Annotated in this window: 11 protein-coding genes; all 11 read right to left on the bottom strand. The window is 46.3% G+C overall.

Annotated features, from left to right (window positions below; all coding sequences use genetic code 11):
* The coding region (locus AC2VLY_RS14085; RefSeq protein ID WP_486922493.1) for a glycosyltransferase family 9 protein at positions 1–415 on the bottom strand (415 nt) is incomplete at its 3' end.
* Positions 412–1,179, bottom strand: a complete 768-nt coding sequence (locus AC2VLY_RS14080; RefSeq protein ID WP_486892389.1) for a glycosyltransferase family 2 protein — start codon at positions 1,177–1,179, stop codon at positions 412–414. The genes AC2VLY_RS14085 and AC2VLY_RS14080, both read right to left, overlap by 4 nt.
* Positions 1,172–2,128 (bottom strand): glycosyltransferase family 2 protein, encoded by a 957-nt coding sequence (locus tag AC2VLY_RS14075; RefSeq protein ID WP_486892395.1) that lies wholly within the window; start codon positions 2,126–2,128, stop codon positions 1,172–1,174. Before AC2VLY_RS14075 ends, AC2VLY_RS14080 begins: the two co-directional genes overlap by 8 nt.
* A 353-nt stretch (positions 2,129–2,481) precedes the next feature.
* Complete coding sequence (locus tag AC2VLY_RS14070) at positions 2,482–3,681, bottom strand: O-antigen ligase family protein (protein ID WP_486922492.1); 1,200 nt, start codon at positions 3,679–3,681, stop codon at positions 2,482–2,484.
* Between the two features lie 2 nt (positions 3,682–3,683).
* Positions 3,684–4,745 carry a glycosyltransferase family 9 protein gene (locus AC2VLY_RS14065; protein ID WP_486892391.1) on the bottom strand — a complete coding sequence of 354 codons (1,062 nt, stop codon included), beginning with the start codon at positions 4,743–4,745 and terminating at the stop codon, positions 3,684–3,686.
* 40 nt (positions 4,746–4,785) lie between these two features.
* On the bottom strand, positions 4,786–5,670 hold the full coding sequence (locus AC2VLY_RS14060) for a lysophospholipid acyltransferase family protein (RefSeq protein ID WP_300250129.1): 885 nt from the start codon (positions 5,668–5,670) through the stop codon (positions 4,786–4,788).
* 10 nt (positions 5,671–5,680) lie between these two features.
* Entirely contained in the window at positions 5,681–6,823 is a 1,143-nt protein-coding gene (locus AC2VLY_RS14055) for a glycosyltransferase family 9 protein (protein ID WP_300250126.1), read from the bottom strand.
* Positions 6,816–7,775, bottom strand: coding sequence for a glycosyltransferase family 2 protein (locus AC2VLY_RS14050; protein WP_300250124.1), 960 nt, complete (start codon positions 7,773–7,775; stop codon positions 6,816–6,818). The genes AC2VLY_RS14055 and AC2VLY_RS14050 overlap by 8 nt, the downstream gene beginning before the upstream one ends.
* Positions 7,776–8,765 (bottom strand): Nudix family hydrolase, encoded by a 990-nt coding sequence (locus tag AC2VLY_RS14045; RefSeq protein ID WP_486892392.1) that lies wholly within the window; start codon positions 8,763–8,765, stop codon positions 7,776–7,778. It lies immediately after the preceding gene.
* Positions 8,765–9,991, bottom strand: a complete 1,227-nt coding sequence (gene argJ, locus AC2VLY_RS14040; RefSeq protein ID WP_486892393.1) for a bifunctional glutamate N-acetyltransferase/amino-acid acetyltransferase ArgJ — start codon at positions 9,989–9,991, stop codon at positions 8,765–8,767. The genes AC2VLY_RS14045 and argJ overlap by 1 nt, the downstream gene beginning before the upstream one ends.
* Before the next feature lie 9 nt (positions 9,992–10,000).
* On the bottom strand, positions 10,001–12,757 hold the full coding sequence (gene secA / locus AC2VLY_RS14035) for a preprotein translocase subunit SecA (RefSeq protein ID WP_486892394.1): 2,757 nt from the start codon (positions 12,755–12,757) through the stop codon (positions 10,001–10,003).
* Positions 12,758–12,845: the final 88 nt, after the last annotated feature.

Genomic DNA, 12,845 nt, shown 5'->3' with positions numbered 1-12,845 from the left:
CAATGGCAGGACTGGACCAGGGAACCGTAAAGCGCTGTTGATACAAGCGGGAAGCCCCAGGCTCTCTGGCACTGTCCGCCGCCAGTCCCAAAACCGGAGCACCCGCCAACCGGGCCAGCAATGCACTTTTATAGAGCCCCTGACTATCCAGCACCGCATCATATTGATTCGAAAGCAATATGTTACGGAGCTGGCGCAGTGCGGCAGGAAAAGTAAGTGGTGTTTTTTTCAGGGCTCGCAGAGAAAAAGGAATGGCATTTTTGACTTTCGGATGCCAGGCAACAACTGGAGCGAAAGCAGGCTCCACCAACCAGTCCACTTCCACATCAGGACAATGCAACGCCAAATCGGACATGGCCGGCAAAGTATGCAGCACATCCCCCAAAGAACTGAGGCGCAGCAGCAGCAATTTCACGAATTTTCCTTGTCCTGCAACTGCATTTCACGGGCAATGGCATATTTCATGAAAGCCCCCAAGGCTGTGGTCCAGGCAATGGCGGCACCATCGACACCATCGAGAATGCCCAGGCGCAGGATGTAACTGCGTAGAAAGGCCGACAATCCATGGCTCATTGGTGCCCAAGACGATATGGGTCGACCGCGTCCATAAACTTTTTCTGCATTAAGCTCCGCATAGCGCTGCAATTTTGGCAACATTTCTTTCAGAGAGGCAAATGGATAATGATCGATAGAAACTCCAGGAAGACGCTGAGTGAGACCAGAACACTGCCATGATTCATGAACCGTTGCTTGTGTATCGTAACTCCCTTCTCGTCGATCAAATAAACGCAGCACCCAATCGTTCCGCCATTCACTATAACGCACCGGCTTGTGGCCGATATAATTTTGCCGCAACAGGTAGAAACCTGCCGCAGAGCTCTCACTGATAGCCGAAAAAATGAGTTGCCTGGCATCTGGACGCAATATTTCATCGGTATCCAACATCAGTATCCAGTCATGACGGGCAGCTTCAACTGCAAATTGTCTCTGCCCTCCAAATCCCAACCATTCCTGATGAAGCACCCTCGCACCAAAATTATTTGCAATTGTCGTCGTTTGATCCGTAGAACCACAATCTACCAACAAGATTTCATCAGCCAATTCCTGTACACTGGCCAAGGATTGCGAAAGATGTTTTTCACTGTTTTTACTGATGTAAACAACAGAAAGATTAATCATTTTTAGACCGTGGGCATTTGTTGGGTAAACCCCAGCCCGAGGGCCGCCCCGAAAAATGCCAGAGCCAGACAACGGCATACATCCGCGTCTTGCGGCGCAATCTTGAAACCAGAAAAAGCGTCAAGACCATAGCTAGAGCGTTACTTATCAGATTGATAGTAGAGCTGAAGTAATAGTGAATAGACAATACAGACCAGGCAAGACTTCCCTCAACCTTGCGAGCGTAAAGCAAACGGGACCGATGAAATTCTATGCGTGAAGCCGCTTGATACTGATTTGCAGTACCCCCTAACTCATGCACAACGACAGCCTGCGGGCAAAGAACAACGTCAAAACCTAGCTGATGAGCACGATGACACCACTCAGTTTCTTCCAGATAAAAGAAAAAATCTTCGTCCATGAATCCCAACTTAGCCAGGCAGGATTTCCGTAACATGAGTGCCGCTCCTATAACGGTCGGAACCACCAAGGGGTGCGAAACATCTGCCAAACGTCCCATCTTGTCACGACCTAGGAAGCTCTTGATCAAAAACTTCGGAAGTAATTCATGCCACACACTCGGGAAAGGTGCCACCACATTTTGAGGGGATTGTTGCGCATCAATCAGACGGCCACCTATTAACGCAGCATTTGGAAAACTCTGCGCACATTGAATAAAATTAGCGATGCAACCAGCCTGTAAACGGGCATCATTGTTTAAAATAAGGATCAAATCCTGTTGAGATTCACGAATACCCTGATTGACCGCTCGGGCAAAACCAGCATTGCACGAGTTCTCAATAATTATCATTTCTGAAAATTGTTCCCGAAGCATAGAGACAGAACTATCATTGCTACCATTATCGATAATAATAATATCTTTTTCGTCTACACCGTCAGCCTTGCAAGATGCAATGCATGCGCAGATGCGTGACTTCCCGTTAAAATTGACAATGACGACAGAAACCATCAAGTAATCTTCCTATTAAAAATCAATATAATTAAACAATTAATTTTATTTAATTTGCAATAACGGTTATTGTGTTGCAAGTTTTGCCCTCACCCAGACCATAGTCAAATGTTCAATGCTGCATCAAGAACCAGAGAAAGCGGTTAAAGTGATAACCCATGTTTCAGAGTTGATCTGTAGTTCCAGTCGTCACTCCTCGGGTTTGAAGGTTACGTTAGCCCCCACAGGGGAATCTAACTCAGTGCCAGAATAAGCAAGCACTCCTGTCATTTATATCATTCCTGTATCCGAGCCTCAATGCTCCAGACTCAATCCATAAATTTACTCTCATCATCGCGGACAATAAGAGCGTATCACAGATTCTTATTATTACTTCCAAGCCGAATCAGCTTATAATTTTCATCAATCGACAAAGATACAAAAATGCAAAAAGGTATAATAAGGCACCACGTTGTAAATGTTACATCAGCCAAACCGCCAATCATCATCCACATAACCGTAACAATTTTCATCATTCTTAAATCATAAGATGAAGACAGGATAAATTTAAATAGGCTATAAACAAATGATAATAACACTGATATACCAATTAACCCTAATTCTGAAATATACTGAAAATACATATTTGTAGGACCGATAACGCCAGCTAAGTATTTAGGAACATATGGTATCAATTTCAATGAAACAAGCCTATAGAATTCAACCCTGAAAGATCCTATACCAATCCCAAAAACAGGGTGGTTAATAAACATAATAATAGAAGCCTTAATATATAAAATCCTTAAACCAACACTTGTTAAATATTCACCACTGGAAATCATGGCAACAACTTGTTGGTAAGCAGATAGCCAAATTGATCTAAATGCTGAAAAAGCAAATAGAGATACAAACAAAATAAGGCCTGCTATCATGAAAATTTCCTTTCGCCTTACTTTAACAAACAAAATGTAGGCAAGAATTATCACCATAACTGCCTGGCCTGTCCTCCCACTAGTACTAAATAGCTCCCAGAGCAAAAAAATGAGCCATAAAAATGGCCATATCTTGCTTTGGTACATCTTACGGTCAATCAAATCTAGGACAATAAAAATAATACCAAGTGCAAGCATCATACTCGACCATATATGGAACGGTACCAACCCAATATGTCCCTGGCCATACGTATCTATTACATTAAATCCTAGCGCCTCAGCAACACCAAAGCATGAATTAACAATTTGTCCATTTATAAACCATTTCTTAAGGTTAGACGCTTCAAGGAATGAAAAATAATACGTGCGAGTAATCGGTATAAACAATAACCAAGCAGATTGAAGTAAAGAATGTATAGCATTTGAAGGAAACCCTTCAATCAAAGCACTCAGAAAGTGCACAAAAATTATTAATAAAACCGAAATATTAAGCCAGTCACGATCTAGATCACGATATTTACCAAAAATCATGAAATTCAAAACAAACAACCCCGTAAAAATCTCAACAGCAACAATCGATAGAGGCAAAAAAAACAAAATCAGAATCAAAAAAAGATAATACTTATCATATGTTGATTTCATTTTTAATCCTTCAATAATTCAGATAACAAGCAAATAATATTTCCAGCATCGGCATCAGCATTAGCATTAGTGACAAAATTTCTTACGTTCGACTTATGATGATAACACGAAGGATTATGCCAGTTAAAAATACCAATGGTTGGAACATCAAGCCCCACCGACAAATGGAAAGGTCCAGAATCGGAAGAAATAAACGCATCACAATAACTTATCAGCAACAAAAGTTCAGGCAAGTCTGTAGTACCAGCAGCATCAATAACTTTGTTTTTGACAGAATCTGCAAGACAATCAATAACCAGCTCATTTATCTTTTTTTCATCTGCTGTGCCCGTAATAACCACCGCAAAGCCGGACGTCACTAGCAAGGTTATAAGCTTTGAAAACAACTTTAAATCTGGTCTCTTTTTTACATCCAAACCTGGTCCGCAACCAATATTTATTCCTACTATAAGTTGTTTATATTTAAATTCAAAAATATTCTGTTTTTTATGCGGCTTTGGTTGTATTATTATTTGTTGACCATCTCTGTTGATACCAAGATAGCTCAACGATATATAATCCTTCTCGGTATAATCAAGAGGTAAAGTCAAATTAAACTTCTTCGCATATTCTTTTTCTGAGATAGAATGATATGTATAAAAAAACTTTTTAAACAGATACCCAGAAACACCCAATGTTTTAACACCATGCATCCTTAACCATATAGACAAAATTGAATTGTCTAAACCATGTATCTCTTGATCAACAACCAAATCAATTTTATTTTTACTTATAAACTCTCTTAAACTCTTAAACGCAGAACGAAATGATGATACAGTGGTATAACTATATAATTTTGTTTTTCTTATATTCCTTTGCTCAACGATCAGACTTTCAATGTAAGCCGAGTTTTTAATAAGATATTCACCTGCCGTTCCAACCTTATGTGGCCAGAAAAACATATGTATTTTAGCCTCAGGAAATTTTTCTTTTAGAGACTTCCATGATGCAGTCCACCGCACCATGTCTCCTATGCCAGTACCGTAATGCTTTAACAAAAGAATACTTTTAATTTCTTTTTCCATAGTAGCTCCAATTTTTATTCAACACCCATAATATGGGGCACTAATTACCGAAATCATATGGATATAAATCGTCATCCTTAACCGCCTTAAATCTTTTATGAAACCACCAATATTGTTCTGGGTTTTTATTTATTTCTTCTTCTAATATTTGATTTTGTCTATCTATTATAAATTGCTCGTTAAAATTCTCAGCATCGTACTTTAGCTCTTTAAATTTTATTATGATTTTTTTATGGTCTTTGGTTCTAGTAGCGAATACCCCAAAAATCGGACTATATCTTACCCGAGCAAGTGACGCTACAAGTGGCGACGTAGAAGCCATTCTTCCAAAAAAAGGAGAGAAGATGCCTTCGTGTTTATCTACATTCTGGTCTGTCAAAACACCAACCATTTTCCCTTCCCTCAGTGCCCTAATAAGGGGCCTTAAAGCAGCTTTCTTTTCTAAAAGAATTGATCCTGTTCTTGTACGAAAATTCTTAATAAGAGTTTCCAGTACGTCGTTGTCTATCCTTCTGTAAATTATAGAAATAGACCAGTACACGGCTAGGTACTGATTCAAAAATTCCCAAGAACCAAAATGCCCAGTAAACAGTATAACGCCTTTATTTTTTTTTATTGCATCATTTAATTGGTCAATGCCCTGCACTTCTGAAATTAAGCTCAGAGTTTTCTCTATATTCCACGACCATATCGGACCTAATTGGGTAACAGCAATACCTAATTCAACAAACACATTCCTTACAAGCTTGTGACAACCTTTTCCTTCTAAACAAAATCCTGTTATCTCTAAATTTTTTATTACCACTTTTCTTAAATCTGAAAACAACACGAAAGCAGTAAATCCAAGAAGTTTACCGACTGAAATTCTAATAAAAGACGGAGAATAGGCGGTCATCCATACAAAAAATTTAATTATCATTCTCATATAAAAATTTCTATATTTTTTTCATTTTCATTTTGATTAAGCCAAAAACTTTATCAAAATTAATACTTTCCAAACAAAGACTTTTTGAATTCAAATTCTTATAACATCCTTCTTCCTGACATGGGATACATCCAAACTCTTTGCTGCCTTGAATTAATAACACGTTATTGACGTTTTGACAGGTATCATCATAAGTAACAAATGGTGAGGATGTACCATCGTATCCTTTAGGCCATGGCCCCCATTTTACTGGATTAGTAGGCCCATACAGACAGAAAACAGGCACACCAATGGCCGCAGCCATATGTGTAACAGAAGTATCAACACCAATATAAAAACAAGATTTTGACAACAAATAAGCCAGCTCTGAGAAGTTGAACCGCCCTGCGATGCTTATCACTTGACTATCTAGCGCCACGAAACATTCTTTAATTTCTCTACAATAGTTTACTTCTTTCTCATCTGGACCACCACTAATCAAAATATAAAAACCCTCGGCTATAATTTTTTCAATCAATTTTACCCATGAATCTTTGTTCCAGTTCTTATAGATATATCTGGCACAAGGGTGAATCACAACAAAATTCCCGATATTTGTAATAAATTCATCTACCGAATAATTTACATTAAAATATGGAATTGATAATTTTGACACCGGTTCAACGGCAATAGCATCAACCAACATAAGATTTGATTCAACAACATGTCTGTTTGAATTATTATCTTCTACCCATCCACTACAGATTAATTTTTTCCATTCTAGCAGTTTTTTCTTCCCTGGAACAGATGAAACCCTTTTTTTTCCGGAAATCCAGGCCAGAAACAATGACCTATCTCCAGCCTGCGTAGAAACAGCCAAGTCATATTTGCGAAACAATTTAAAATACAATTTTAAGTGATCCAAAACACCAGCTGACTTGTCAAATGTAAGAATATTTGTAATTCTTTCACCCCTTTTTCCAAGAATATCTTCGGTTCCTTTATTTACTAGGAAATCTATTTCTACATCCGGCCACTTTTTTTTGAAGCTCTCAGCGATGGGTGTCGCTAGCAATACATCACCTATTCTCTGCAATACGATTACAATTATTCTTTTAGGACAAAGATCCTCTTTAATTTTTTTATCCCTAAAGGTTATTTTCTTGTTATGCATCTTTACCAGTTACTATATCACGGACAACATAAGTCGTCTTACCTTGCCCTTCGAAATATATCCGCGACAACATCTCTCCGACGATACCCGTATTCAAAAACTGCAGCCCTCCCAGAAAAAACAGGACACCCGCAATGAGCATGGGCCGACCGGAAATCTCTGCGCCTTCGGCGAATTTATCAATAAACAGATAAATCAGCATGCCAGAGCCTACAAACAGCGAAAACAGCCCGACAGTACCAAAAAAATGCATGGGTCGCTGGCTGTAACCCAGAAAAAACTTGACGAACAATAAGTCTACCAGCACCCGAAAAGTTCGGGAAATCCCGTACTTGCTCTTGCCTGCCACACGCGCATGATGACGCACGGGCACTTCCACAATACGATCGGTGTAAGTCAGGGTCGATAACCAGGCCGGAATAAAGCGGTGCATTTCTCCATAAAGACGCACCCCCTTGATCACCGAAGCCCGGTAGGCTTTGAGCGTGCAGCCATAATCATGCAAACGTACCCCCGTAAAGCGGCGAATGAGTCGATTGGCGATACGCGAAGGTATTTTGCGCAAAAACAGACCATCCTGGCGATTTTTGCGCCAACCCGCTACCACATCCAGATTTTCAGCCAGCAAGCGCTCAGCCAAAGGGAGAATATCCTGAGGATCATTTTGCAGGTCCGCATCCAGGGTCACGATGACCTCCCCCTGGGCAGCATCAATTCCCGCCTGCATCGCCGCTGTCTGGCCAAAATTTCTTTGCAGATGAATCATCTTGAAATGGTTTCCGCGTGCTGCGGCTTCCCGGTCCAGGGCCGCCGCGCTGCCATCACGACTACCATCATCGACAATGATGATTTCAGCATCTGCTCCCGCCAGCGCCGCACTCAGGGCATCACACAGCGGGGTGACGTTGTCGATTTCGTTGTACAGCGGGATAACGACGGAAATTCGGGGCACTCAGGGTCTCCAATAGCGCAGAAAATCACTGGTGGTAACAAAAGGATCAGGAGCGTCGAGAATTCCCGAGAGGATGGCAACCCCACTGGCCCCGGCAGCCACGGCCGCAGGAACACGCTCTGCCGTTAGCCCACCCAAGGCAATAAGCGGTATGGCCGATGTTTCCAGCAGTTCGGCAAATGCTTTTTCGCCCAATGGCAGCGTATCCGGATGGGAGCGGGTGGAAAACAATGGGGAAAGCAAGGCATAACGGGCCCCCGCCTGGGCCGCCTGGTGGATTTCCCCGGCATTGTGACAGGAAGCACCAAAGGGCTCCGAAGGGCGCAAGCCAGCTTCCAATTGGGATTGCGTCAAATGCCGACCACTATGCGGCCAGTCCGGCAGAGGTTCAGCATGATTCAGCCAGACCTGCGCACCTGCGGCCAGGGATTCTGCGCAAAGGGATTTCAACAACTTCGCGCGCTCTTCATCCACAGCGCTTTTGCAACGCAGAATCACCCATTGCAGGCCGGCTCTCAGCGCTTCCCGCCAGGCATGAGCAAATGCCTGGGGCTCCACACGGGCCGGATCTACAATCAGGCATAGTGGCGGGTGCGGTAAAGATTCTTCCAGTACGGCTGCCGTCATCCGCAGGTTGGCGGGCAGACACTCCAACGCCGGAATTTCCCAAGGGTACAACCAGCGAATCTGCTGCCCTTCCTTACCATGAGCCGCACCATTCCAGCGTCGCACCCGATAAAAATGCAGGCGCACCGTCCGCTCGGGGTAGGTATAATCCAGGGTCCGGAATGGTTCCGCATCCTGCACCCGGATGCCGATTTCTTCCCATAATTCGCGATGCAGAGCCTCCACGGCTGTTTCTCCGGGGTCCACCTTGCCACCGGGAAACTCCCAAAACCCCGGCCAGGGTTTGCCTTCAGGGCGCAGGGAAACAAGCAGACGACCTTTTTCGTCCTCAAGAATGCCCGTGGCTACAGGAACGACGGTCATCAGCTGCGATAATCGGCGTTAATACGCACGTAGTCATAGGATAAATCACAGGTCCAGATCGTCGCGCTCGCCTGCCCGCGACCCAAATCCACCCGCACCGGAATTTCCGCCTCGGCCATCACCGCCTGCCCGGCAGCCTCGGTGTAATCAGGGTCTCGGGCACCATCCCGGACAATGCGCGTTTCCCCCAGGCTGACCTGAACCTTATCCACTTCCAGATCATCGACCCCGGCCGAACCAATGGCGGCCAGCAAGCGCCCCCAGTTGGGGTCTGAAGCAAAAAAGGCCGTCTTGATCAGAGGACTGTGCGCCATGCGATAAGCCACCTGCAGACATTCCTCCACATTGCGTCCCCCTGCAATGTGGATAGGAATAAATTTGCTGGCTCCCTCGCCATCCCGAACAATGGCCTGGGCCAAAAATTGGGCCACCTCGGTGATCGCTGCACAGAGCGGCGCATAGCGCGGATCTTCGGCACTGCTGATGGGCTCAGCGGCAATTTTGCCCGTCGCCATCAACATACAGGCGTCATTGGTAGAAGTGTCTCCATCTACCGTAATCCGATTGAACGATTGCGCCATGGCGTCCTGCAGACACTGCTGCAAGGCTTCTCCCTGCAGGGGGGCATCGGTAGCCAGATAGGCCAGCATGGTCGCCATATCTGGACGAATCATGCCAGAACCCTTGGCCATGCCCGTTACCGTTACCCGCTCACCATCCAGTTCAAGCTGCCGTGAGCAGGCCTTGGGGATAGTATCGGTAGTCATGATGGCAGCGGCAGCCATTTCCCAATGATTTTCATCGAGATGTATTTTTAAGGCGGGAAGCGCAGCAGAGATTTTTCCGGCCAGATCTACCGGTTCACCTATCACCCCGGTGGAAAAGGGCAGCACCGACTCGCAAGGACAATCCAAAGCGACAGCAACAACCCGGCAGGAATCTTCTGCCGCCTGCAAGCCTGCAGCCCCCGTACCCGCATTGGCATTACCCGTATTGATGACCAGCGCCCGGATGGGGGTTCCCGAGGACAAATGCCGCTGGGCCATCAATACCGGCGCCGCCGAGAAGCGGTTCCGCGTAAACACTCCCGCTACCTGAGTGCCTTCATCCACAGCAATCAGGGTGAGGTCACGGCGTCCGGCATAGCGGATGCCCGCTTCGGTGACCGCCAGCCGCAAACCGGCTACAGGCAGCAAATCGTGGGGAGGAAGAAGGCCAACAGCCATAGCAGCTCCTTATTGTAAGCGTCCGTGACAATGCTTGTATTTTTTGCCTGATCCACAGGGGCAGGGCTGATTCCGGCCAATTTTGTCATCGCCAATCAGGGGGGATTGCGCAGAAGAACGAGTGGACGAATCTGCCAGATGTTCTCCGAGGACCCCCTCGGCTAATGCGCTCAAACCCGGATTTTCAGCCAGCGGCTCACCCGCAAAATCAGGGTGAGAAAACTGTATGTGCTGCGGCGCGGCAGCGCGCGCCAGGGCGTCCCAATCCATGGTTTCCGCCGCTGGACTGACATGCAGACGCGACAAGGTACTGATGACCTCTTCGCGCATGCGCGCCAACATGCTGTTGAACATCGCCAGGGACTCTTTTTTATATTCCTGCTTGGGATTTTTTTGCGCATAGCCGCGTAAATGAATGCCTTCACGCAAATGATCCATACTTGCCAGATGATCTTTCCACTGGCTGTCCAGCACCTGCAGCATGATGGACTTTTCAAAATGGCGCGCCATTTCGCTACCCATCAAGGCTTCTTTCTCGGCATAAGACGTTTGCACCATCTCCATGATCCTGCTGCGCAGCCCTTCGTAGTTCAAACGCTTGTCGAGTTCCAGCCACTGCTCGACGGGGGCTTCCAGCCCGAACACCCGCTGCAGGGCCGACTCCAGACCCGGAACATCCCATTCTTCTTCCATGACTCCGGCAGGAGTGTAATCCGCCAGCACTGCATCCAGTACATCCTCACGTAAAACCTGGATTTCCTCGCTGACATCATCCGCATCCATAAAGGCATTGCGCTGCTGATAAATGATTTTACGCTGCTCGTTCGCTACATCATCATATTCCAGCAGTTGTTTACGAATATCGAAGTTGCGACTTTCGACCTTGCGCTGCGCATTTTCAATGGATTTAGTGACCCAGGGATGTTCGATGGCCTCGCCCTCTTTCATCCCCAGCTTCTGCATCAGCCCACCCAAACGGTCACTGCCGAAAATCCGCATCAGCGGATCTTCCAGGCACAGATAAAAGCGGGTGGTGCCCGGATCACCCTGCCGGCCGGAACGGCCCCGCAACTGATTATCCACACGCCGGGATTCATGGCGTTCAGTACCGATAATATGCAGACCACCCGCTTCGATTGAGCGATCATGCAAGCCTTGCCATCCATTTTTCAGGGCTTCGGCGCGCTCACTTTTACGTTCTTCATCCATATCCGGATCTGCCAGCACCATATCCACCTGATGCCCCACATTGCCGCCCAACACAATGTCCGTGCCCCGACCGGCCATGTTGGTGGCAATGGTCACCGCTCCGGGCGTACCCGCCTGGGCGATAATTTCCGCCTCCCTTTGGTGTTGCTTGGCGTTCAACACTTCATGGGGAATTTTCGCCTGCTTGAGCAGATGCGAGAGAAACTCGTTATGCTCGATGGAAGTCGTACCCACCAGCACCGGTTGCCCACGCTGATGACAATCACGTATATCCTCAACAATGGCCGTCCATTTTTCCTGCGCCGTGCGATAAATAAGATCCGCCATATCCAGACGCCGAACCGGCTTATGGGTCGGGATAACCACCACTTCCAGATTGTAAATCTGATTCAGTTCAAACGCTTCAGTATCAGCCGTTCCGGTCATTCCGGAAAGCTTGTCGTACATCCGGAAATAATTCTGGAAGGTAATGGAAGCCAGCGTCTGATTTTCATTCTGGACCTCGACCCCTTCCTTGGCCTCCACCGCCTGATGCAATCCGTCGGACCAGCGCCGCCCGGTCATCATACGACCGGTAAATTCATCCACAATGCAAACTTCGCCATCACGGACAATGTAGTCGGTTTCGCGATGATAAATGACATGCGCCCGCAGCGCCTGATTCAGATGATGCACCAGGGTGACATTAGCCAGATCGTAAAGATTATCTTCAGTCAGCAGGCCATGTTCAGCCATGAGCCTTTCGGCCTTTTCAATACCTTCCTCGGTGAGCATCACCTGCTTGGCTTTTTCGTCAACCGTGTAATCTTCCTCGACGACAAATTGCCCTACCAGCTTGTCTACCCGGAAATATAAATCCGTATTTTCTTCGGTAGGGCCACTGATAATAAGGGGAGTCCGCGCTTCATCAATGAGGATGGAGTCCACTTCGTCAATAATCGCATAATGCAAGCCACGCTGGACCCGGTCAGCAGGCGAAAAAGCCATATTGTCGCGCAAATAATCGAAGCCGAATTCGTTATTGGTACCATAGGTAATATCGGCTGCATAAGCTGCACGCCGGTCTTCCGTAGCCAGATCGGAAATGATGGTGCCCACGCTAAGCCCCAGAAAATTATGTACTTTGGCAACCCATTGCGCATCACGGCTGGCCAGATAATCATTGACGGTAATTACGTGCACACCCTTGCCCGTCAAGGCATTCAGGTAGGCGGGCAGCGTAGCGACCAGTGTCTTGCCTTCGCCGGTCCGCATTTCTGCGATTTTGCCTTCATGCAGCATATATCCGCCAATCAGCTGCACGTCATAGTGGCGCATACCTATCACCCGCCGGGTAGCTTCGCGAACCACGGCAAAGGCTTCGGGCAGTAAGGCATCGAGGCTTTCACCCCGGGCGATACGCTCTTTGAAAATAGCTGTCTGCCCGGCCAGACTGGTATCGTCCATGGCCTGGTATTGCTCTTCCAGCGCATTGATTCTGACCACTACAGCACGGGCTTTCTTAATCAGACGCTCATTGCGACTACCAACCACATGACGGATGATGGTTCCAAACATGAATAGACAAACCTAGGTAAAAAATATTTTGCAGGTTAGCATGAAAGCCCATGAATGATAAACGACAGCGACCACAACGCCCATTTAC

It is taken from the genome of Acidithiobacillus sp. TH-A36, from assembly GCF_057473445.1.
The sequence above is the reverse complement of the archived record's forward strand: the minus strand, read 5'-3'. Positions and strand labels throughout refer to the sequence as shown.